The organism is Clostridium sp. 2218st1_F5_2218SCRN_220325, from assembly GCF_039062665.1.
Classification (GTDB): domain Bacteria; phylum Bacillota; class Clostridia; order Peptostreptococcales; family Peptostreptococcaceae; genus Intestinibacter.
This window is the reverse complement of sequence record NZ_JBCLNH010000002.1, coordinates 22735-46111: the sequence shown is the minus strand read 5'-3', so window position 1 is coordinate 46111 and position 23377 is coordinate 22735. Positions and strand designations below refer to the sequence as shown.

Below are 23377 nucleotides of genomic sequence, written 5' to 3'. Positions count from 1 at the left end.
AAACCGTAGTACAAACTACGGTTTTATTTTATTTAAGATAATTACAAAAGACTATCAAATTTATAAGTTTTCATATCAAAAGCATCTTTTTCGATATATTTACGATTTTGTATTATAAATCTTATAAATAAAATTAATCCGATTATAAGAGTGATAATGCCGACTACTAAATATGAAGAAGCATCGCTAAGTGTAAGTAGACTGTTTTCGGCTCCAGTGATAGAATCTGAACTTGTAAACAAAGAAGGTATACTTACAATTAAATTATTTAGAAAATGCACAGTCATAGGTATCAATATATTTCTATATTTTAAATATAAAATACAGTTTGCAATACCAAAAATAATAGCACCTACAACAGCTAATTCTACATGCAAGATTCCAAATAATATTGATGAGAATATCATACCGATATATACATCAAAAATTCTTGATAATCTCTTAAAAATTACTACTCTAAACAGCAATTCTTCAAGTATTGGTGCAGTTATTACAGTCAAAATAAATACTGACACAGTATTTGTGAAAATATCATCACCAGAACTATTTAGTGAATTTGCCATATCTAAATCTATAAAACATACAATAGCTAGTATCAAAAGAGTAGTACCCAAAGAAATTAGTATCTGTGTAAATACAACGTTTAAGATTTCTTTTATGTTTATTTTTTCAATAAAATCATGTATTAGTTTATTTAGTTTACGAAAATTTACTCCAAACTTAAAAAATAAATATAGAATAAATAGACAATCTATAATCAATTGAACAACATTAGTATTCTTATCTAAGAAGCTATCATCTATAATTTCTATTACAAAAATTATTCCAAAGTTCATCAGTAAATAGACTAAAATAGAAGGAATGATTTTAACTTCATTAAAGTCATCTTTTCTAATAAACAAAATATATCCCCCCTATCAATAATTGATATATTAAAAGTATAATATTGTTTTGAATAAATAGTACTTATTTATATTAAATTTTATTTATAAAGTATAAAAAATTATATAAAAAAGTACATATTCAATTAACACGCCTGTTATATATTTTTCTTAAATAATTAAAAAATATATTGAAAATTATAAAAAATCTTATGTAATATATAATGTTTTTTTATCAATAATAATATATAATGAATTTTAATAGGTATTTTGAGAACCAAATATTTATGTAAAATAAATTAATACATAGGAAAGGTGCTAATATGAAAGAAGAAAAAAACAAACCAAAACATTTTAATTATTTTAACTTCTTTTTAATATTATTGCTTGTTGTAATGTTGAATAGCTTATTTTTACCAAGCATAAATTCTCGAATATATGAAGAAGTGGATTATAGTACATTTTTAACTCAGGTTGAATCAGATAAAGTAGACCAAGTAGAGATGAGTGATACACAAATAGTATACACTTTAAAAAAGAGTGGGGAAAATGAAAAGAAAAATAAAAAATCATACTATACAGGATATGTTGAAAATCCAGATTTAGTAAAAACTTTACAAGACCACAACGTTAAGTTTACAAAACAAGTCACAGACGAAAATTCATGGATAGTAAACTTTATAGTGAGCTGGATATTGCCACTTGCAATTTTCTTATTTATAGGAAACTGGCTTATGAAATCTATGGCGAAGAGACTTGGTGGAGGAGCAAATGCAATGCAATTTGGTAAGAGTAATGCCAAAGTATATGTTGAAGCTCAAACAGGAAAGACTTTTGATGATGTAGCAGGACAAGATGAGGCAAAAGAAGCTCTTACTGAAATAGTAGACTTCCTTCACAATCCTAAAAAATACGAAGAAATCGGGGCAGTAATGCCTAAGGGAGCACTACTTGTAGGCCCTCCAGGAACAGGTAAAACATTACTTGCGAAAGCAGTAGCAGGTGAGGCAAAAGTTCCATTCTTCTCAATATCAGGATCTGAATTTGTTGAAATGTTTGTCGGTATGGGTGCTGCGAAAGTTAGGGACTTATTCAAACAAGCCAACGAAAAAGCTCCATGTATAGTATTTATAGATGAGATAGACACAATAGGTAAAAAACGTGATACTGGTATGCCAGGAGGAAACGACGAAAGAGAACAAACACTTAACCAACTTCTTACTGAGATGGATGGTTTTGATGGTAAAAAAGGTGTTGTTATATTAGCGGCTACAAATAGACCAGATTCACTAGATAAAGCATTACTTAGACCAGGTCGTTTTGATAGACGTATTCCTGTAGAACTTCCAGACTTAGCTGGTCGTGAATCAATACTTAAAGTACATGCACATGGTGTTAATATGGCTAAAGACATAGACTACAATGCAATTGCTAGAGCAACAGCAGGAGCTAGTGGTGCTGAACTTGCCAACATAATAAACGAAGGTGCATTAAGAGCAGTTAAGATGGGTAGACATCAAGTTTTACAAGAAGACTTAGAAGAAAGTGTAGAAGTTGTAATAGCTGGTTACCAAAGAAAAGGTGCAGTTATATCTCAAAGAGAAAAATCAATAATTGCTTACCATGAAGTTGGACATGCGCTTGTTGCAGCAAAACAAACAGAATCTGCACCAGTACACAAGATAACAATAATACCTCGTACTTCTGGGGCACTTGGATATACAATGCAAGTTGATGAAGGTGAAAAAGTCCTAATGACAAAACAAGAAGCATTTAATAAAATTGCTACTTTTACAGGAGGACGTGCAGCAGAAGAGTTAATATTCGGCTCATTCACAACAGGTGCATCAAACGATATAGAACAAGCAACAAAAATGGCTAGAGCAATGGTAACAAGATATGGTATGAGTGAAGACTTTGATATGATGGCACTTGAAACAGTGACAAATCAATATCTAGGAGGAGACGCATCGCTTACTTGTTCACCAGAAACTTCAACTAAAATAGACCAAGAAGTTTTAAGTATAATAAAATCAGCTCACAAAAAAGCTATGAATATACTTAAAGAAAATGAAGAAAAACTACACGAAATATCTAAATACTTACTTGAAAGAGAAACAATAACAGGTGAGGAATTTATGGAAATCTTAAATGGAGAAAAGCCTTCTGATAAAATAGAAGAAAACACAGACTCAGATAATACTTCAGATCAAGATGAAGTTGTACTTGAAGGAAGTGAGTTTCAAACAGTTGACGAAGGGTTAACTCTTGAAAAGAAGATTGATGTAAAAATAGATAAAAAATTAGATTTAGATAAAGATAATAAATAAGATTTATGAATAAATAAAAAACTGGATTTTTATAATCCAGTTTTTTATTATTATACTAAATAGAATTTATAATTGTGCTATAAGATTCTAAGACATCTCGATAGCCAACTTTTAATATATGTATAAACTCAGTACTGCTAAATGTTCTTTCAACACCAATATAATTTACACAGCCATATATCTTATCGTCTTCATCTAGGTAATATCTCACCAATAAACTACTTTCATTTAAACTATTTAAAATATTTAAAACAAGATTTTTTTTTGAGGGATTATTGAGTTTTGCTATATAGTAGTACACTAGGCTGTAGGCTCGGTTTGGAAGTAATATTACAGATATTACACAGACTGCACCAGAATCATCAATTTGTTGTGCAGATTGTAGACATAGGGCATCATTATCATCTTGTAAAATATCAAATGATTCTAAAATATCGGCATCCCTCATTGCACCCATAACTTTCAATTTTTTAGTATCAAAGTCCATTTTTATTCCCCCTAAATTAAATTTTTGATTTTATTATATGCATCAATAATTTCGCTAAAGCCTATCTCCATCAAATTTATAAATTCAGAACTATTAAAATTTGTATCAATTCCAATATAATTTATTGCCCCAACTATATGATTTTGTTCATCAATATAATATTTCATAAGAATGCTATCGTTATTTAGTTTATTTAGAAATTCTATTATAGTAGATTGTTTGCTAAAGTCTGCGAGTTTAGCGAAAACGTAGTAGATTAAACTGTAGGCACTATCACTAGACATGATAATAGAGATTATGCAGTGAGCTTGTGTTTCGTCAATTTTTTGATAAGTTCTTAAAAGTAGTGCTTGGTGATCATCTTCAAGTATATCAAAAGACTCTAGAAGGTCGGCATCTCGTAGTGAATCCATAACTTCAAATTTTCTTTTTTCAAAATCCAATATATCACACACCTTTGTATATAAAAATATTATCAACATAGAGTTTTTAATATGTTACTTAATTCTACGTTGTTTTAGAAACCTCCTTTATATAATATGAAAAAACGCATCTCGAAATGATACTATTTCAAGATACGTTGTTAGTTTGCATAATATATTAAATTAAAAGTTAAGATTTTTATCTTCCTGGAATTTCGATATATTCTACAGGTTCATCATCTGGGATAGGAATCCATTCCTCAGCCATATCACATTCATCAGCAATTTGACCAATCGGCATTTTTACGTATTTTGCTTTTGCAGTAACTGCAATCTCCCCATTAGGAAGGATTATTTCGCCTTTACCTTCAAATAATTTTCTTGTATCTCTAGTTACTCTAGCAACTGTTATTATGTCGCAGTCGATTGGGACTGGCTTTTTATATCTTAGTTCTAAACTTCCTGTAACACCCCAAACTGTTTCGTCACTAACGCTTATGGCACGACCGATAGTTTCATCTAAAATTGCTGCAGATATTCCACCATGAACTCTTCCAGGATAGCTTTGGTGAAATTCCTTAGAATTGAAAATAGATGCCAATTCACCATTTTCTAATTGATAGAAACGAGCCTTTAGACCTAAATCATTTTTCACACCACAAACAAGACAACTTTTAGAGCTGTTTTGTTTTTTTAATACTTTATATTTCATGTTTATCTCCCTTTCTTTTTACAAAATTAACCATACTTATAATTATAACCTAATGCAGTTAAATTTATTAATAGAAGTCTCTATTTAGTGAGCTAGTTTTATTTTAAGATAGTTAAAACTGTAGCTAAAAAGTTTGAATTTGATGTGAATTAATATAATAAGTACGCTATAAGAATTGCTATATGCTTTCCAAAAGATGAGGATGAGCTTAGAAAAGGATTGAGTATCATAAAAGATTTATATAAAGAACTAGAAAATAATTAATAAAAAATGTATATATAAGAATACTTTAAAATAAAATGGATATAATTATAAACATTACGAAAAGATTATCTATAATATTTATAAAAATAAAAATTGGATTATAATTTACAAATTATAAAATATTAGAAAAAAATCAATATAAATGTTTAATTAAATCTGTGTGATTATATATATTTTGATGATATATACAAAAAATATATATAAAATATAAAAAAATTTATATGTATCAAATACTCAAAAATATTGACAAATTAAGGAAATAATCATACTATAATTATTAAACAAAGTAATTATTATTTTGATAATAAAAAATTAAACTATTTAAGAAAGGAGGCTTATTATGAGTAAAAAATTATTTATACCAGGACCTATAGACGTTAGTGAAGATGTATTAGAACAAATGGCTACACCAGTTATAAGTCATAGAAGCAAAGAAGCATCAGAACTTCAAAAAAGTATAACAGAAAAAGCTAAAAAATTATTTTACACTGATAATGAAATATTATTATCAACATCCTCCGGAACTGGCTTAATGGAAGGATCCATTCGATGTTGCACATCAAAAAGAGCAGCAGTATTCTCCTGTGGTTCATTCGGAGATAGATGGCACAAAATGGGTATAGCTAATGGTGTTCCAACAGATTTATTTAAAGTTGAATTAGGGCAGGCAATAGAACCAGAAATGGTCGATAAGGTACTTGCAACTGGCAAATACGATTTAATAACTGTAACTCATAATGAGACTTCTACAGGCATAAGAAATCCAATTGAAGATATTGGTCAAATCCTAAAAAATTATGACGACATAGTCTACTGTGTAGATACAGTTAGTTCAGCGGGAGGAATAAAAATCCCCGTCGATGAAATTGGAATAGATATTTGCATAACATCAGTTCAAAAAGCAATTGGCTTACCACCTGGTATGTCACTTTGCACATTTTCTGAAAAAGCTAAAAAAAGAGCAGAAAAAGTACCAAACCGAGGAGTATATTTTGATTTACTATCTATGTATGAGTATATCAAAAAGAAAAATTATCAATACCCTTCAACTCCATCCCTTTCACACATGTTCGCTTTAAATTATCAATTAGAAAAAATCTTAAAAGAAGGCCTAGAAAACAGATTTAAAAGACATGAAGACATGGCTAAAATCGTTAGAAATTGGGCTGAGGAACACTTCGAAATATTTACAGATAAAAATCATTTATCAAATACTTTAACAGTAGTAAAAAATACCCAAAATATAGATGTATCTAAATTAAATGAAGAATTACAAAAACGCGGATATTTAATTGCAAATGGATACGGTGACCTAAAAGACAAGACATTTAGAATTTCACACATGGGAGATTATACTCAAGAAGATATAAGAGATTTATTGAAAAATATTGATGAGATATTAGGATTTTGCCCCGAAGTAGTAAGTTTTTAGAAAATAAGAAACCATAACTTACCAGGGTGTTAATGATAAAGTGGAAAAGGATTTTGGAGGTATAGAAAATGTGTAGAATATTAGTAGCTGATGGAATGAATAAAGAGCAAATAGAAAACTTAAAGGAATTAGGATTTGATGTAATAGATGAATATTATGATGGTGAAGAACTTGGATTAATGTGTCAAGATGTTGATGCTTTAGTTATTCGTTCAAAAAATAAAATCACTAAAGAAATAATAGATAAAGCCTTAGAAGGAAACGCAAGACTTAAATTAATAATCAGAAGTGGTGTAGGTCTTGACAATATAGATGTCAAATATGCAACTCAAAAGGGAATAAAAGTTATGAATACACCATGTGCAAGCACTAGATCAGTAGCAGAACTTACAATTGGTCAAATCATAACAATAGCTAGATTTGTAAATATAGCTAATGTAACTATGAGAGACGGTGAGTGGAATAAAAAACAATATATAGGAACAGAAATCTTTGGTAAAACATTAGGAATAATAGGTTTAGGTAGAATAGGTAAAGAAGTTGCAAGATTAGCAACAGCATTAGGTATGAAAGTAATATACTACGATATATTAGGAAAGATGGAAGGATGTCAAAAATACAAATTCTGTAGCTTTGAAGAAGTATTAAAAAACGCAGACTTCTTGACAATACACATACCTTATGACCCAGAAAAAGGTTACTTAATAACTAAAAAAGAATTCGATTTAATGAAAAAAGGCGTATACTTTATAAATAATGCTAGGGGTGCTCTAGTATGTGAACGCGACTTAATAGATGCATTAGACGAAGGTAAAATAGAAGCTGTAGCTATGGATGTTTATGAAAATGAACCAAATATAAACCTAGAATTAGTTAATCACCCAATGGTATCTCCAACTCCTCATATAGGAGCATCAACAGTTGAAGCTCAAGATAGAATAAGCAAAGAAATAGTAGAATTATTAGTTGAATATTTTCAAGATGATGAAAAGATAGCATTATAGATTTCAGGGGGAAAGATAAATGGCAATAGTAAAACCTTTTAGGGCAATTAGACCAGCAAATAATTATGTTGATATGGTGGCAGAATTACCATATGACGTTATGAATAGAGAAGAAGCTAAAGAAATGGGAAAGAAAAATAAATATTCTTTTATCCATATAGATAGAGCTGAAATAGACTTAGATGATGAAATTGATGAACATGATGAAAAAGTTTATCTTAAAGCTAGAGAAAATCTAAATAAATTTAGAGAAAAAAACATACTAATTAAAGAAAAGCAAGAATGTATATATATCTATAGAGAGATTATGGATGGCAGAGCACAAACAGGAATTGTTGCATGTGTGTCTGTTGATGACTACATCAATGGAATTATTAAAATTCACGAGTATACAAAACCTGACAAAGAATTAGACAGAACAAACCATATAAAATACTGCAATGCAAATACTGGTACAATTCTTCTTACTTATAAAAACAGAAAAAAAGTAGACGAAATCATAAACTTCTACATTAAAAATGAAATTCCAATATACGATTTTATTAGTGATGACGAAGTACGTCATACAGTTTGGAAAATTTATAGAGAAAATGATTTAAAAGATATAGTTAATGAATTTGATAAAGTACCTTATTTATATATAGCTGATGGCCACCATAGAGCTGCAGCTGCAGTAAATATCGCCAAAGAAAAGAGAGAGCAAAATCAAAATTATACAGGTGATGAAGAGTTTAATTACTATATCGCTATGATAGCTCCCCAAGATAATTTAGAAGTTTTAGACTATAATAGAGTAGTAAAAGACTTAAATGGAAATACAAAACAAGAATTTATAGATAAAATAGCACAAAAATTTAATATCGAAAAAATACCAGATAAAAAACAATATAAAGCGAATAAAAAAGGCGATGTAGGTATGTTTTTAGATGGAGATTGGTACAAAATTGAATTTGGAGATAAATATACAAAGGTAGATGATGAAGTTAAATCTTTAGATATATCAATCTTACAAGATAATATCTTAGACGAAATTTTAGGAATAAAAGATCCTAGAAGAGATAAGAGAATAGATTTTGTGGGAGGAATTAGAGGTATTGATGAACTCGAAAAAAGAGCAAATAGCGATATGGAAGTAGCATTTGCAATGTATCCAACTGGACTTGATGAGCTTATAGCAGTTGCAGATGCAAATAAAATAATGCCTGCAAAATCAACTTGGTTTGAACCAAAAGTAAGATGTGGACTATTTTTACACGAATTAGATTAGGAATTATATAATTAATATAAAAAAGGATTTAAAGCTAAATTGGCGATAAATCCTTTTTTATATTTCAGAATATGATATATTAAAATTATTAGACAATTAAGATTTTAGAGGAGAGATACAATGAAAAATAGAGATGATATATTAAAAGATATAACATTTAGAATGGCAGATGTATCGGATGCAGAAGAATTATTAAGTATTTATAGACCTTATGTTACTGATACAGCGATTACTTTTGAATATGAGGTGCCTTCTGTTGAAGAGTTTAAAAATAGAATAAAAGAAACTTTAGAAGGATATCCATATATAGTTTGTGAATATAAAGATAAAATAGTTGGATATGCATATGCACATAGATATGGTGAAAGGGCTGCTTATCAATGGGATGTTGAGTTATCAATATACCTAGATATGAATTATAAAAGCTTAGGAGTAGGAAAATTACTATATAATAAACTTATAGAGATTGTAAAATTACAAAACGTAAGAAATATATACGCTTGTATTACTTCAGCTAATGAGAAAAGTTTAAAATTCCATGAAAAATTAGGATTTGAATTTATAGGTATATTCAAAAATACAGGATATAAATTTGATAGTTGGTATGGAGTAAACTGGATGGGAATTGCAGTTGGTGATATAAATGAAAAGCCAGAGCCAGTAAAAATGATAAATGAAGTAGATTCAAAATTAATAAAAAACATATTAACTGGTAAATAAGTTGATATTTAATGGATTATATCCATAAATGGACAACTTTCAATCAACTTTAAGTGTAGAAAAATACATATTAAAATAATGTATTTAAGATAAATTTATTATAGAAATTGGGGTAAATTAAAGTTATTTTTATTAGGGGGGGTTATTTTGAAGATAGCAATATTAGCATGTAAAACTTTAAAACATGAGATTGAAAAAGCATGTAAGGATAATAATATCGACTATCCTATATATTGGGTAGAGTCAGGGCTACATAATTATCCTGAAAAATTACATAAAACAGTCCAAGAAGAATTGGATAAGTTACAAGATTTTGACAGGGTTATTATGACATTTGGATTATGTGGAAATGCACTATTGGGGATTAAAAGCAACAACCTTGAATTAATAATGCCAAAGGTAGATGATTGCATAAGTTTGATGCTTGGATCTGTGGATGAAAGACGAAAATATGGTGGAAAAAATGGTATGTACTTTTTGACTAAGGGTTGGATTGAAGGTGAGAGAAACCTTTGGGTAGAGTATCAATATACTATTGAGAAATATGGAGAAGAAACAGGCAAAGAGGTATTTGATATGATGCTAAATCACTATAAAACACTGGGGATAATCGATACAAAATGTTATGATTTAAGCGAAATAATGCCACTTTGTAGAGAAATCTCAGAGACATTAAATCTAAAATTAAAAATACTAGAATATCCGATTGATTATATAGAAAAGTTACTTACTGGGCCTTGGGATGAAAAGAAATTTGTCGTTATCAAACCACATAACGAAGTAAAGGACTTCACATTGGAATTATAAGATATAAAATAGAAAATCACCTAAAAATATTTATTGAAAAATAAGTAGTTTTAGGTGATTTTTTTGTGCAGAAATATGTAAAAGAACTAGATAAAATGTAAAAATTATATAATTAAAATTTAGGAAAGATAATTGACATTTATAATAAAAAAGATTAGAATTGTTAGAGTGCTAACATTAGTTGGCTAACAAAAGAGAGGTGTGATTTCTTGGTGGATAGAATTGAGGTAATTGGTGTTTTACACAAAGTAGATAACCAAATAAAAAGAAAAATAGATCAAGTCGCACTAAAGCATGATTTAACAGGAATACAGGCATTTTTTCTAAAATGTATACATGATAAAAGTAGTGAGGGAGATTTATTCCAAAGAGATTTAGAAAAGATGTTTGATATTAGAAGGTCTTCTGTTTCGACTATGATTAGTTGTGTAGAGAAGAAGGGGTACATAAAAAGAGTAAGTATTCCTACTGATAAGAGAGTTAACAAAATAATTCTTACAGAAGAAGGTATGAAAAAGCATGAAGAAGTAGACGCTGATCTAAAGAAATACAAACAAGAATTATTAAAAGATTTTTCAGATGAAGAGATAAAACTTTTATACAACATTCTTGAAAGAATTTCAGACAGTACAAAAAAAGAATAAAATAGGAGGGAATATTATGGAACAAACAGCGGTTAGACAAGAGCAACCAGTTCAAAGAGAGAATAAAATGGGTACTATGCCAGTAGACAAATTATTATTATCTATGGCGTTACCTATGGTAGTATCAATGCTTGTTCAAGCATTATACAATATAGTTGATAGTGTTTTCGTTGCACAACTTAGCGAAAATGCGTTAACAGCAGTATCAATGGCATTCCCAGTACAAAACCTTATGATAGGTTTAGCAACAGGTATAGGGGTTGGGATGAATGCATTCGTTTCAAAAAACTTAGGACAACATAACCAAGAAGGCGTTAATAAATCAGCTCTTCACGGTATTTTCTTAGAATTTATAAATTATTTAATATTCTTATGTATAGGGTTATTTGCAGTACAAAAATTTATGCAAACTCAAACAAATATAAGTGATATAGTTGAGTCAGGAACAACTTACTTAAGAATAGTATGTATATGTTCATTTGGTATATTTACTCAAGTTGCATTTGAAAGATTATTACAATCAACTGGTAAAACACTTTTATCAATGACAACACAATTAACTGGGGCAATAATAAATATTATATTAGACCCAATTTTAATATTTGGTTTATTCGGTATGCCTAAATTAGGTATAGCAGGTGCTGCTATAGCAACAGTTATAGGTCAAATAGTTGCAGGTACATTTGCAGTAATACTTAACCTTAAGAAAAATAAAGAAATACATTTACATTTAAAAGGATTCAGACTAGAAAAAGAATATTTAGGAAGAATATTATATGTAGGTATTCCTTCAGTATTAATGGTAGCAATAGGTTCTGTTATGAGTTATGGAATGAACTTAATCCTTATGACATTCTCATCAACAGCAGTTGCAGTATTCGGAGCTTATTATAAATTACAAAGTTTCGTATTCATGCCAATATTCGGTCTAAACAACGGTATGGTTCCAATAGTATCGTTCAACTTAGGAGCTAGAAACAAAGAAAGATTAGTAAAAACTATTAAATTAAGTATTTGTTATGCTGTAGGTATAATGTTAATAGGACTTGTTATAATACAAGCAATACCTGGGCCATTATTAAAGATGTTTAACGCATCTGAACAAATGTTATCTATAGGTATACCAGCACTTAGAATAATAAGTGTCAGCTTTGTATTTGCAGGGTTCTCTATAATAGCATCTTCAACATTCCAAGCATTAGGAAATGGTATATTAAGTATGTTAGTTTCATTCGTAAGACAATTAATGTTCTTATTACCAGTTGCATTCTTACTATCAAAATTAGGAAATGTAGATTTAGTATGGTTAGCATTCCCAATAGCAGAGATAGCTGCAGTTACAGTAAGTGCTATATTCTTAAAATATTTATACAATAAAGTTATAAAAGATTTATAAAATAAATTTAGATTATTTATATAAAAAGCCTGGCAGATTATCTGTCGGGCTTTTTTAAAATTTTAAGCAACGGAATCTCTGATTCGTTGGCGCCATGAACGAAGCGAATTTTAAGCAACGGACGAAGTCGTTGGCGCCATGAGCGAAGCGAATTTTATTATTTACAGCAAAATAACAAATGGGTTAAATTGTATAAATGGGGGACAATTTATGAATATATAAGGTCTTGACGTAAAAAAATATAGGTGTTAAAATTTATTCGTTGTCGAACGAATGGGGGTTAAGATATGGAATTAGGTTGTATATTTAGTTATATAAACAAATTAGGAACTATATCTAATAAATTTATTACAAAGAGAATAAAAGAAGAAGGACTTCCAATATTACAAAACCACGCATTGCTATTTTTTATACTTCCAGAGGACAAAAGTCCTTTGTTATTTAGTGAAATAGTCGATAGAGGAAAGATATCAAAATCTTCTTTATCAGACATTATAAATAAATACGAAAATTTAGGCTTAGTAAACAAAAGTATTTCTAATGAAGACAAAAGAAATCTATATATCAACTTAACTGACGATGGAATTAATGTAAAATCTAAGCTAGAAGATATAAAATACGAAGCTTTGGCTATAATGTTGGATGGATTTGATGAAAATCAAAAAGAGGCCTTTAAAGAATGTGTGAGCAAGGCTTTGATAAATATGAAAAAAGTGCTGTAAGGCATTTTTTTTAATAAACTATTCGTTCGCGTACGGACAATATTAAATAAACTATAGGAGAGCAAAATGAGAAGTACATTAGACGTAATCAAAGAGAGAAGATCTATAAGAAAATTTAAACCAGAACAAATCAAAGAAGAAGAATTACAAGCTATAATAGAAGCTGGTTTATATGCACCAAGTGCTATAAATAAACAAAGCTGGAACTTCACAGTTATACAAAATAAAGAAATATTAGATGAATTAAATGTAGCAACTAAAAACGTAGCTAAAAATTTAGAAAATGAAATGTTAAGAAAAATGGGTAGCAACGAAAAATACAACTGTTTCTATCATGCTCCAACAGTTATCTTAGTTTCAGGAAAAGACGACGAAAGATCAAAAGTAATAGACTGTTCAGCAGCTACTCAAAATATGTTACTTGCTGCTGAAGCATTAAATATAGGTTCTTGTTGGGTTGAACTTGTTAGTTTAGCATTCGTTGGACCACAAGCTCAAGAACTTAGAGAAAAATTAAACTTACCAGAAGGATACACTCCATTATATTCTGTATTACTTGGATATAAAGATATGGAAGGTAAGGCAGCACCAAGAAAAGAAAACACAGTACAATATATTAGATAATTTAATTTATAAATAATTAAAAGGCTATATAAAATAATTTAAAAGACGATATAAAAATAATAAAAAATGATGTAGAGAAAATATAAACTCCTTTATGGCAAACTTGATGCTGTGAAGGAGTATTTTTTAGCTTGTATTTTGACTTGTATAGCATGTATGAAAGTCAAAAAAGTGGAAAATAATACAATGATAGGACTGTATTATTTATGGATAAAACTATATATAAATGATATAATTATAAGTCAGTCAAAAGAAATAAGTAAGAAACTTTAGGGTATCATAATATAGATTGATTTATTTTGATATATAAAAATTAGTTTTTTTACGTTATGTAAAATAGATGAGTATAAATTTTAATATTTAATTTAGAAAGTGGTGAGATAGTGAACAATAAATTTTTACCCATAAGCAGGGCAGATATGGAAGAGCGCGGATGGGACGAATTAGACTTTATAGTTGTAACTGCAGATGCTTATGTAGACCATCACAGTTTTGGTACTGCGATAATCTCTAGAGTATTAGAAAAAGAAGGTTACAAGGTTGGGATAATAGCACAACCAAATTGGAAAACTACAGACGATTTTATGAGATTAGGAAAGCCAAGACTTGGATTCTTAGTTAATGCTGGGAATATGGACTCTATGGTAAATCACTACTCTGTTAGTAAGAGAGCGAGAGACAAAGACCTTTATTCACCAGGCGGAAAAATGGGATACAGACCAGACAGAGCGACAATAGTATATTGTAATAAAATACGTGAAGCATATAAAAATATACCAATTGTAATCGGTGGTATTGAGGCGAGTCTTAGAAGGTTTGCTCACTATGATTATTGGAGTGATAGAGTTAGAAACTCAATATTAGTCGATTCTGGAGCGGATTTATTAATTTATGGAATGGGTGAAAAACCTATTGTAAATGTTGCAAATGCATTAAATGACGGATTTGACCCGAAATATATAAGTTTTATAGATGGAACTTGCTATTTAGCAGATAGTTTAGATGAAGTTTATGGCGATTATGTCTTACTTCCATCAATGGAGGAAGTGAGCACTGATAAAAAGAAATATGCAGAAGCTTTCAAAATCCAATATGATGAACAAGATCCATACAGAGGAAAGATGTTAGTTCAACAACATGGAGTGAAATACTTAGTTCAAAATAGACCAGAAAAACCTTTAAATAGAGAAGAATTAGATGCTGTTTATGCACTACCATATGCAAAAACTTACCACCCAATTTATGAAAGTATGGGCGGAATTCCAGCAATAAACGAGGTTAAATTCAGTATAGTAAATAACAGAGGATGTTTCGGTTCATGTTCATTCTGTGCGATAACATTCCACCAAGGTAGAGCAGTACAAAGTAGAAGTCACGAATCTATCTTAGAAGAAGCAAAAGAAATCACACATTTACCAGATTTCAAAGGATATATCCACGACGTTGGTGGTCCAACTGCAAACTTTAGAGGGCCTGCTTGTAAAAAGCAAGTAACAAAAGGTGCATGTAAAAATAGACAATGTCTTGACCCATCTCCTTGTAAAAACTTAGAGGTAGACCATACTGATTATATCGAATTGCTTAGAAAAGTTAGAAATGTGCCGGGAGTTAAGAAGGTATTCGTGCGTTCTGGTATTAGATATGACTATGTTATGGCGGATAAAGACAACAAATTCTTAAGAGAATTAATAAAACACCATGTAAGTGGTCAACTTAAAGTTGCACCAGAACACGTTGCAGAAGAAGTTCTTCAATATATGCAAAAACCAGCTGGTGAAACATATGAGAAATTTAGACAAAAATACTTTGATATAAATAGACAATTAGGAATGAACCAATACTTAATTCCTTACTTAATGTCATCTCATCCAGGCTCAACTTTAAGCAGTGCGATAGAGTTAGCTGAGTATTTAAGAGATATACATTATCAACCAGAACAAGTACAAGATTTCTATCCAACACCGGGTACATTATCGACTGCTATGTTCTATACAGGGCTTGACCCAAGAACTATGAAACCTGTTTATGTTCCAAAATCAAGAGAAGAAAAAGCAATGCAAAGAGCATTACTTCAATTCAGTCAACCTCGTAACTACGACTTAGTTCATAAAGCATTAGTCGAAGCGGGCAGAGAGGACTTAATCGGATTTGGTCCAAGATGTCTTATAAAACCAAGAGGAGAATTTAGAGATTTTGGAAATTCAAAAGGTGGAGATAAAAACTCTAAATCAAGCAAAGGTAGAAATAATAAAGACAACAGAAATTCAAATAATAAAAAATCTTCATCAAGAGGAAAAGATTCTAGAAATTCTGGTGGTAAAAATTCTAATATGAGAAATAATAGTGGTAAAAACTCATCAAAAGGAAAATCATCAGGAAAGAATTCAAAAAGAAGACCGAGATAATAAAATTAAAAGAAGATTTATATAAATAAAACTAACAAAAAAGTAGGGTAGAGCCCTACTTTTTTGTTAGGTAGATATAAAATAGCTATATGATTATAAAAATATACTTATTATGGTATAATCTAAATAAAACGAAAAGGAGTTGAGAATATGAGAGGATTACTAGATCCAAAGATGGATTTCGTATTTAAAAACATATTTGGAAGCGAAAAGCACCCAAATATCCTGATATCCTTCCTAAATGCAACTTTAAAACCGAAAGATTTAATAACAGCAGTTGAGATAAAAAACACAGATTTAAATAAAGGATACATAGAAGATAAATTTTCTAGATTAGACGTGAAGGCGACGACTAGCAACAATGAGATAATCAACATAGAAATTCAGCTAAAAAATGAATACAACATGATAAAGAGAAGTCTATTTTATTGGTCTAAACTTTACTCAGAGCAACTTATAAGAATGAGTAATGACGATACCCAAAGAGAACTTTACGAAATGAGGGCAAAAACTCTAAAAGACAAGATAAGCGCATTAAACGAAGCTGAGCGAAAAGGAATCAAAAAAGGTAGACAAGAAGGTATTAAAGAAGGCGAAAAAAGCAAAGCAATAGAAATAGCTAAATCACTAATAAACATAGGGCTAGACAAAGAAACAATATCAAAGTCGACAGGTCTTACTTTATCAGAAATAGAAAAATTAATAGATTAATTAAAGAAAGTAGAGGTGTAAATCTCTACTTTCTTTAATTCTAAGGAATTTATACATTTTAACTAAGGCAACGGAATCTTTGATTCGTTGGCGCCATGAGTGAAGCGAATTTTAAGCAACGGACGAAGTCGCCCGCTCATGAACGCAGTGAATTTTAAGCAACGGACGAAGTCGTTGGCGATATGAACGCAGTGAATTTTTTATAACACATAGAACTTATAACTAAAAAAAATGCAACTTTTTTTAGTTATAAGTTGTCTTATATTATATAAGAGAAATGAATTAGACAAATTTTAGAAAGGGAAGTTAATATGGAGGGTATAAATTTTATTTCAAAAATAAGGGGAAAAGGAAGCACTTCAAAAAATAAATCTATAAAAACTAATTGTGCCTCATTTGAAAAATTACTATTGCAATATAAATCTTACTTATATAAAGTGGCCTACACATATGTAAAAGATAAGCAAGTCGCACTCGATATTTTGCAAGAAACTTCATTTAAAGCGTGGTTGAATATACACACGTTAAAGGATGAAGAAAAATTTAAACCATGGATAACAAAAATATTAGTCAATACTGCTTTAAATTATATTAAAAAAGAAAGCAAGGTAATTTATATGGAAGATGAAAATTCAATTATATATAGTGAAAAATCTATATCTATAGAGGAGAAATTAGATTTATATGACGCAATAGATTTGTTAAAACCAAAATACAAAACAGTTATTATATTGAAATATTTTGATGATATGAAGATAGAAGATATTTCATATGTTCTTAATACACCGGAAAATACAGTAAAAAGTCATCTGAAAAGGGCGAAGGAAAGTCTAAGTAGTATTTTAAAGGAGGGGATTTAAATGAAGTTTGATAAATTTGATAATATAGAAGTTCCAGAAGAAGTTGATAGTTTTATAAAAAATGGGATTAAAAAAGCAGAAAAAATTAAGAAAAAAAGAAAAGTACAGAAAGTAGTAGTGGCATCTATAACATTAGTATTGTGCTGTGGAGTTTTGATAAATGACACTACATGGGCACTTGTTGATAGCATCACGAAGAAGATAGAAAATTATTTTGGAGCGAATAATGATGAGTTTGAACAATATAAAGCTGATATCGGAAAAAGTGCATTTGATAAAAATATTACAATGACTTTAAAAGAGGCAATGCTAGAAGATAGTCAATTGATATTAAACATGAATTTAGATTTTTCAAAACTTGATAAAGGATATAATATAACAAATTATATGCCTCAAATTAAAGAAGTTTACTTAGATGGTAAGAAGTTTTTGCCTAGTTCAACTATGCAAGAATTTGGAATTAGTGAAGACGAAAGCATAGATGAAATTGAAAAGAGGGGGAATATAGACTTTTTAATACGACTTGAAGTAGTATCAGCAGATGCATATGATGAAGATAATAGAGTTTTAGAGAATTTAGATAAAGATAAGGACTACAATGTAAAAATTGTGTTTGGTAAAATAGAAACAATGAAAATGGATGTGGATAAAAATTTTGGAAAATCAATAACAGGAAATTGGGAGTTTAATTTTACTATAAATACAAAAGAAATGGCAAAGAAAATAAAGGTTTATAATATAGATGAGGAAATTGAAATAAAAGATAAAAATAAAACTACTTTATTGAAATTTAAAGAATTAAGAATATCACCATTATATGCAAGACTTTATGTTGATGCTGAGAGCACAGGAAGCCAAGACTTTTTAAATAATATTACTATAGAAGCTGTCGATCAAGATGGAAATTTAATATTAGAAGGACTTAGTGGAAGTTCTAGTTATGAAAATGGTATAAACAAATATATAAATTTAGAATCAGAAAAAGATTTATATCAAAGTGGAGATAAAATAAATATAGATAAGATAGAATATATAAAAATTATCCCAGTTAAATTAACTGAAAGTGGGGACACTTATAAAAAATACGAGCATAAAGCTATAATAGTGAATTTGAAATAAAAAAGTTGTCACAAGATATTGTGGCAACTTTTTTTGTATTCAAGAAAATCTAAATTATAATATAAAAAATTAATAATATGGAATAAACATAGATAGATAAAAATATAATGAATTAAGCTTGTACAAAAATAAAAAGGGGAGGGATTTGAATTAAGAGAAAAATAAAGTTTATAATTGCTGTCTGTATTATGACGGTGATTGTATACATTACGTATGATAATCTGCAAGATATTGATGCAGGTAGGAGTTTGCCAGTTGGGGTGACTGAGGTTGAACTTAAAAATTGGACAAAAACGAGAGAGCCAGATGAAATCGAAAGTGGAGAGAAAAAGTTAAATTCTCATAGTACTTTATATAAATTTAATAGAAATATTGATGAAAGTGATGTTGAAAATATACAGGACTTATATGATTCTAGTAATAAACTCAGAGGGATTAATTATGTAACAATTAATAGCGAAAGTAATACAGAAGGAAATGAAAAAATAGAAGATCAAAGTAACAGTATAGGTGATATAGACGATGAAGTTTACAATGAAAATAATGATATATCTCAAGAAGAATCAAGTTTAAATATAAATGATGTGTCAAAAGAAGAATACAGTTTTAATACAAATAATGCATCAAAAGAAGAAAATCAAGATATATCAGAACAAGAATATCAATTTGAAGAAATCGAACAAGATATATCACAACAAGATAAAAGTACAACACAACAACAATACGCAAAAGATAATACAACAAACCAAAGTATTCCGAAAGTAATTGTAGAAGATAATAAAACACAAACTAAAGTAACAGGCAATAAAGTTTTAAGAACTATTGTAACTCCCCAAAAAGGAGGAATAATAAGATATGATTTGTGGACTTTGTATGACTACTTAAAATCGGACAAAGAAGTTAAGTGGCAAGAAGATAAATTTGTGACATGGGATTTATACACATCTTTAGATCAAAAAAATGAACAGACTAGTGTTGAGTGGAGGATGTTGAGCGCCAAGATAAATATATCTCCAGAGCAATATGATTTGCTAAGTAATAATGAGGCATATGCAGTACTTGGTGTAGAAGCAGATAATGAATATGGATTTGAGCTTATCGTACCTTATAACGATATAATCAGCGTCTTTATAAATGGACTTGTGACATCACTGAATTATCAAAATCGAAATACAGACAGAATTTATAATTTAGATGGAAGTAATACAAAATACAAACCATCAACATTATCAAAGTGTAAAAATCCAACTATACATAAAAGTGATTTATCAAAGCATACTGATTTTTATCATTTTGAAACAGGTGTATTTAATATGAGTAACACTAGTGGGCTAAATGCTAATATGATTATGGAAACAGACATAAGCAATAAATTAAATCTAGGAGAAAATAGCATAGATTTCTTAGTCGGAAATTTTATTTCAAGCGAAAGTGTTCTAAATAATTCATATGGTTTTTCAAAGTTAAATCTGTATATTATTGAAAAGCCAAAACTAGATATAAATATCCAATTTTATAAATATATAGATGACGAAATACTTTATTTTAATGAAGATTATGCACCAACAAGGGGTGATGATGTATATATCAGAATAGATATAACAAATACATCAGATAAATTTGTATTAAATAATCTAGATTTAGATATGAAGATTACAAGTACTCCTTTAAAGATAAATAAAAACACAATTACTTATAATAATTTAAATATAAAAAACAATACAAGGTGCTATATAAACGACGATTTTTCCACCCAGTACAGCATAGATATTTTAAAAGAGCTTAAATGTGGAGATAAAGTTACTATAATGTCTGATAAAATAACTTACTCTATTACTAAAAATGATGCCGTCAGAAGTGCAGTAATCTGTAGCGGAAATTTAAAAATGAATTATATTAAGGATGATTTTACTCATATAGAATTTAAAAATAATCAAACAGCCATTAGAGTTCCAACTAGCAGCTCGTGTGGTACTTTAAATTTTACCTGTGAGATAGAAGATGAAGATAATGCCTTGGCAAGTAATATAGGAGATAAAATAACAGAAGATGGTTATAGTGAAGGTGGCGATTATAAAGATAATAAAGAGGAGCCAAGTCTTATTGTAAATGTAAGTAATGATAATGAGTCTGCCAATTTAGTCATAAAACCTGGACAAACATATAAAGTAGAAAATTTAAGTATTGATAAAACTTATAATATAAGCTTAATTCTACCACAAAACTATATTGTTATAGATACAGACACATATTCTAGCTCAAAACAAAATACAGTCCAAATAGATACAAACTCTGATTATGACCATGATATACATATAAAAATCAAGAAAAAAAGTAATCCTTATTTTTATAAAAATAAGCAAGATGAGGTAGATTTAAGTTTTAAATAAATTAATTAAAGATAAATTAGACTTAAGTTTTAAATAGACTAGTTAAGAAAAAAGTGAATTTTACTTTTGAATAAACTATTTAGAAACAAAGGTGATAAAATGAAAAAACTAATTATAGCTATAGTGACGATAACTATTTTAGTAGTCATATCTACAAATTATGGGAAACTATATGCTATGTTTTTCAATAAATTCTCAAAAGATATCACTCAAAAAACAGCTAATATAGATTTTACAATTCAAGGAGATTTTAAAGGTGAGAAAAAAATAAATATACAAAATTTAGATCAACTTATAAAAAATGATGTGAAAAATTATGAGATAGATATTGATTTTGATATAGAAAATAACAGCGATTGTGAGATATATGTGAGGGTAGCTGTTGTACCGATTATTTTAGACAATACTAAGGCGAATACGGCGTATAAGTTTAGCAATTCATTTTGTGAAATAAAATATGATAGTAAAAATAATACTCTGGATGAAGACTATTGGGAAAAGTCAGATGACGGATATTATTACTATAAAACGACTATAAAGAAAGGAGGAACTTTAGAGAATAAACTTATTTCGGGAATAAAATTAAATATAAATAAATCAGAAAAAATGAGTTTAATTCATAAACAGGCTCAGCTTGTGGTGAGAGTAGAGGCAAGTAGTAAGGCATTTTAAATTTTGACAAATAAAAATTAATCTAAAAGTATGAAATGGTGTAAAGATATTTCAGTAAGCAAGAAATAGTGTAAAATATTTTAAACTTATAAGGGGGAGTTTTATTGAAAAAAAGGAGAAAAATATTAGTTGTATTGTTGGCGATTTTAATACCAGTATCAATTGGATTTGGTTACAAGTTTTTTAGCTGGAAAGGTAATAAGAGTTTATCAAACCAAGCTATGACAGTTGATGGAGATATAAGTATAAAAAATATTCCGAGTGAAAATACATTGTTACCAGGTGACAAAATATGTGATGAAATACAGTTTAATATAAAATCGACAGCAACGAGTTTATTAAGGGTAAAAATTGATGGATTTGTAAGTTCTACATCAAATGGAAATAAAGATAAAAAAGAATTGTGTAAAATAGAAGGACTTGATGAAAATTGGATATATGGAGAAGACGGATATTACTATTATACAAACGGTGTAAGTAATACAACAAATTCAACAGTTCCTTTTGTAACTGGAATATATTTTGAGGTTCTAGGGAGTGAAAATGCTAACAATTATCAAGGTAAATACATAGGTGCAGATATACAAGCTGAGATGGTTCAAGCAAAACACGGAGTATTTAAAGATCATTGGAATATTGGGGAAAGTAGCAATGTATATAGTATTTTAAATGAAATATCACAAAATGAAGGTGAATAAGTTTTATATTATTAATTTATGGGTATAAATAAATTAATAAATATGTCAAAAGATAATAATTTATTAAAAAACTATATTCACAATTTTAATCTAATATGAATCAAAAGTAGGGGAATATACCCCTACTTTTTAGTGTATATAAATAAAAATCTTAGTGTATATACGTTTAAAATATTATTTCATGTAAATTAAAAAACAATATCTATTTAAAATACAGCCTTTCAAAAGATAATTTATAAGTAACAATCAAATGATTAAGTGATATAATATTAGGAACAAGAAAAAATATGGTAAATGTGACTAATTTAAGGACGCATTGGCTAAAATCAATAATGTAGTTTAGATTTTAGGTTGTTTTTATTTTGAATTATTTTCATTTAAAAGAAGTCAAAATAAATTGCAAGATGATTAACCTTTATCTATAATGAACTTAAAGGAAGAAAATATTAATAATTTATTAAGGTTGGAGTAAGTATATTTATATATAATAAATATAGTTTTTATATTCTAACTTAAATAATTACATCGTGGTTTTTAAATCACACCAACGTGGCATATTACTGGGAGGTGTTTAATATGTTTAAATCAAAAACTAATTGTTTATCAGATGTAATAGCGTATGTTACTATGGCTATAATTTATTGCTCAGTAGCTTTTTATTTTATATCAATTGGGACAAATGTAAATCAAGTAATGTTTACAATCATATCATTTGCTGTTGGAGCTTTTGCTTATTTTAAACTAAGCTTTAAGAAAAAAACAACGACAACAGATGAAGTTAAATAGATAAGAATTTTTTTGGAGGGCAAG

The 23377-nt window shown here is 28.8% G+C and carries 22 protein-coding genes; 18 read left to right on the top strand and 4 right to left on the bottom strand.

The genetic code is table 11. The features are described 5' to 3' along the window. Positions 1-41 precede the first annotated feature (41 nt). Positions 42-902 (bottom strand): type II CAAX endopeptidase family protein, encoded by an 861-nt coding sequence (locus ABCM86_RS01725; RefSeq protein ID WP_295677657.1) that lies wholly within the window; start codon positions 900-902, stop codon positions 42-44. Positions 903-1204: 302 nt separating this feature from the next. Here ABCM86_RS01725 and ftsH point away from each other — a divergent pair, with 302 nt between their 5' ends. Then, positions 1205-3211, top strand: a complete 2007-nt coding sequence (ftsH, locus tag ABCM86_RS01720) for an ATP-dependent zinc metalloprotease FtsH (protein WP_343003339.1) — start codon at positions 1205-1207, stop codon at positions 3209-3211. A gap of 55 nt (positions 3212-3266) precedes the next feature. On the opposite strand, the gene ABCM86_RS01715 is transcribed toward ftsH, so the two are convergent. The 3 genes from ABCM86_RS01715 to ABCM86_RS01705 all read right to left on the bottom strand — a co-directional run bounded on the left by ABCM86_RS01715 (position 3267) and on the right by ABCM86_RS01705 (position 4832). Continuing rightward, positions 3267-3698 carry a YbjN domain-containing protein gene (locus ABCM86_RS01715; protein WP_195931752.1) on the bottom strand — a complete coding sequence of 144 codons (432 nt, stop codon included), beginning with the start codon at positions 3696-3698 and terminating at the stop codon, positions 3267-3269. Positions 3699-3709: 11 nt separating this feature from the next. Next, on the bottom strand, positions 3710-4111 hold the full coding sequence (locus tag ABCM86_RS01710; protein WP_343003338.1) for a YbjN domain-containing protein: 402 nt from the start codon (positions 4109-4111) through the stop codon (positions 3710-3712). A gap of 208 nt (positions 4112-4319) precedes the next feature. Continuing rightward, positions 4320-4832 (bottom strand): PaaI family thioesterase, encoded by a 513-nt coding sequence (locus tag ABCM86_RS01705; RefSeq protein WP_343003337.1) that lies wholly within the window; start codon positions 4830-4832, stop codon positions 4320-4322. A gap of 604 nt (positions 4833-5436) precedes the next feature. On the opposite strand from ABCM86_RS01705, the gene ABCM86_RS01700 reads away from it, so the two are divergent. From ABCM86_RS01700 to ABCM86_RS01620, 17 genes are all read left to right on the top strand, one after another. Continuing rightward, positions 5437-6528: an alanine--glyoxylate aminotransferase family protein gene (locus tag ABCM86_RS01700; protein ID WP_295763196.1), complete on the top strand. Its 1092-nt coding sequence runs from the start codon at positions 5437-5439 to the stop codon at positions 6526-6528. Positions 6529-6596: 68 nt separating this feature from the next. Further along, on the top strand, positions 6597-7532 hold the full coding sequence (locus ABCM86_RS01695) for a D-2-hydroxyacid dehydrogenase (RefSeq protein ID WP_343003336.1): 936 nt from the start codon (positions 6597-6599) through the stop codon (positions 7530-7532). 19 nt (positions 7533-7551) lie between these two features. Beyond that, positions 7552-8799, top strand: coding sequence for a DUF1015 family protein (locus ABCM86_RS01690; protein ID WP_343003335.1), 1248 nt, complete (start codon positions 7552-7554; stop codon positions 8797-8799). A gap of 120 nt (positions 8800-8919) precedes the next feature. Next, positions 8920-9519: an N-acetyltransferase family protein gene (locus ABCM86_RS01685; RefSeq protein ID WP_343003334.1), complete on the top strand. Its 600-nt coding sequence runs from the start codon at positions 8920-8922 to the stop codon at positions 9517-9519. A gap of 147 nt (positions 9520-9666) precedes the next feature. Continuing rightward, on the top strand, positions 9667-10326 hold the full coding sequence (locus tag ABCM86_RS01680; protein WP_295675849.1) for a DUF1638 domain-containing protein: 660 nt from the start codon (positions 9667-9669) through the stop codon (positions 10324-10326). A 212-nt stretch (positions 10327-10538) separates the two neighbouring features. After that, the gene (locus ABCM86_RS01675; protein ID WP_195931041.1) at positions 10539-10970 is read left to right on the top strand and encodes a MarR family transcriptional regulator; all 432 of its coding nucleotides are present in this window, start codon (positions 10539-10541) and stop codon (positions 10968-10970) included. A gap of 16 nt (positions 10971-10986) precedes the next feature. Continuing rightward, entirely contained in the window at positions 10987-12366 is a 1380-nt protein-coding gene (locus ABCM86_RS01670; RefSeq protein WP_295675851.1) for an MATE family efflux transporter, read from the top strand. A 287-nt stretch (positions 12367-12653) separates the two neighbouring features. After that, complete coding sequence (locus ABCM86_RS01665) at positions 12654-13088, top strand: MarR family transcriptional regulator (RefSeq protein ID WP_295675853.1); 435 nt, start codon at positions 12654-12656, stop codon at positions 13086-13088. A gap of 66 nt (positions 13089-13154) precedes the next feature. Then, positions 13155-13712, top strand: a complete 558-nt coding sequence (locus ABCM86_RS01660; RefSeq protein ID WP_295777153.1) for a nitroreductase — start codon at positions 13155-13157, stop codon at positions 13710-13712. A 380-nt stretch (positions 13713-14092) separates the two neighbouring features. Next, on the top strand, positions 14093-16117 hold the full coding sequence (locus tag ABCM86_RS01655) for a YgiQ family radical SAM protein (RefSeq protein WP_295777155.1): 2025 nt from the start codon (positions 14093-14095) through the stop codon (positions 16115-16117). A 150-nt stretch (positions 16118-16267) separates the two neighbouring features. After that, positions 16268-16828, top strand: a complete 561-nt coding sequence (locus ABCM86_RS01650; protein WP_343003333.1) for an Rpn family recombination-promoting nuclease/putative transposase — start codon at positions 16268-16270, stop codon at positions 16826-16828. A 311-nt stretch (positions 16829-17139) separates the two neighbouring features. Next, positions 17140-17688 (top strand): sigma-70 family RNA polymerase sigma factor, encoded by a 549-nt coding sequence (locus ABCM86_RS01645; RefSeq protein WP_195930049.1) that lies wholly within the window; start codon positions 17140-17142, stop codon positions 17686-17688. Then, on the top strand, positions 17689-18807 hold the full coding sequence (locus ABCM86_RS01640; RefSeq protein ID WP_195930048.1) for a DUF4179 domain-containing protein: 1119 nt from the start codon (positions 17689-17691) through the stop codon (positions 18805-18807). A gap of 188 nt (positions 18808-18995) precedes the next feature. Then, positions 18996-21197, top strand: coding sequence for a hypothetical protein (locus ABCM86_RS01635; protein ID WP_343003332.1), 2202 nt, complete (start codon positions 18996-18998; stop codon positions 21195-21197). A 99-nt stretch (positions 21198-21296) separates the two neighbouring features. Beyond that, complete coding sequence (locus tag ABCM86_RS01630) at positions 21297-21869, top strand: hypothetical protein (protein ID WP_295734774.1); 573 nt, start codon at positions 21297-21299, stop codon at positions 21867-21869. Between the two features lie 104 nt (positions 21870-21973). Beyond that, positions 21974-22567: a hypothetical protein gene (locus ABCM86_RS01625; protein WP_343003331.1), complete on the top strand. Its 594-nt coding sequence runs from the start codon at positions 21974-21976 to the stop codon at positions 22565-22567. A 576-nt stretch (positions 22568-23143) separates the two neighbouring features. Further along, the gene (locus ABCM86_RS01620) at positions 23144-23353 is read left to right on the top strand and encodes a hypothetical protein (RefSeq protein ID WP_195930044.1); all 210 of its coding nucleotides are present in this window, start codon (positions 23144-23146) and stop codon (positions 23351-23353) included. The last annotated feature ends 24 nt before the right edge of the window (positions 23354-23377 follow it).

Coding starts and splice junctions, on each gene's coding strand:
- ftsH (WP_343003339.1), top strand. CDS start 1,205: ATGAAAGAAGAAAAAAACAAACCAAAACATTTTAATTATTTTAACTTC.
- ABCM86_RS01715 (WP_195931752.1), bottom strand. CDS start 3,698: ATGGACTTTGATACTAAAAAATTGAAAGTTATGGGTGCAATGAGGGAT.
- ABCM86_RS01710 (WP_343003338.1), bottom strand. CDS start 4,111: ATGGATTCACTACGAGATGCCGACCTTCTAGAGTCTTTTGATATACTT.
- ABCM86_RS01705 (WP_343003337.1), bottom strand. CDS start 4,832: ATGAAATATAAAGTATTAAAAAAACAAAACAGCTCTAAAAGTTGTCTT.
- ABCM86_RS01700 (WP_295763196.1), top strand. CDS start 5,437: ATGAGTAAAAAATTATTTATACCAGGACCTATAGACGTTAGTGAAGAT.
- ABCM86_RS01695 (WP_343003336.1), top strand. CDS start 6,597: ATGTGTAGAATATTAGTAGCTGATGGAATGAATAAAGAGCAAATAGAA.
- ABCM86_RS01690 (WP_343003335.1), top strand. CDS start 7,552: ATGGCAATAGTAAAACCTTTTAGGGCAATTAGACCAGCAAATAATTAT.
- ABCM86_RS01685 (WP_343003334.1), top strand. CDS start 8,920: ATGAAAAATAGAGATGATATATTAAAAGATATAACATTTAGAATGGCA.
- ABCM86_RS01670 (WP_295675851.1), top strand. CDS start 10,987: ATGGAACAAACAGCGGTTAGACAAGAGCAACCAGTTCAAAGAGAGAAT.
- ABCM86_RS01665 (WP_295675853.1), top strand. CDS start 12,654: ATGGAATTAGGTTGTATATTTAGTTATATAAACAAATTAGGAACTATA.
- ABCM86_RS01660 (WP_295777153.1), top strand. CDS start 13,155: ATGAGAAGTACATTAGACGTAATCAAAGAGAGAAGATCTATAAGAAAA.
- ABCM86_RS01650 (WP_343003333.1), top strand. CDS start 16,268: ATGAGAGGATTACTAGATCCAAAGATGGATTTCGTATTTAAAAACATA.
- ABCM86_RS01645 (WP_195930049.1), top strand. CDS start 17,140: ATGGAGGGTATAAATTTTATTTCAAAAATAAGGGGAAAAGGAAGCACT.
- ABCM86_RS01640 (WP_195930048.1), top strand. CDS start 17,689: ATGAAGTTTGATAAATTTGATAATATAGAAGTTCCAGAAGAAGTTGAT.
- ABCM86_RS01635 (WP_343003332.1), top strand. CDS start 18,996: ATGACGGTGATTGTATACATTACGTATGATAATCTGCAAGATATTGAT.
- ABCM86_RS01630 (WP_295734774.1), top strand. CDS start 21,297: ATGAAAAAACTAATTATAGCTATAGTGACGATAACTATTTTAGTAGTC.
- ABCM86_RS01620 (WP_195930044.1), top strand. CDS start 23,144: ATGTTTAAATCAAAAACTAATTGTTTATCAGATGTAATAGCGTATGTT.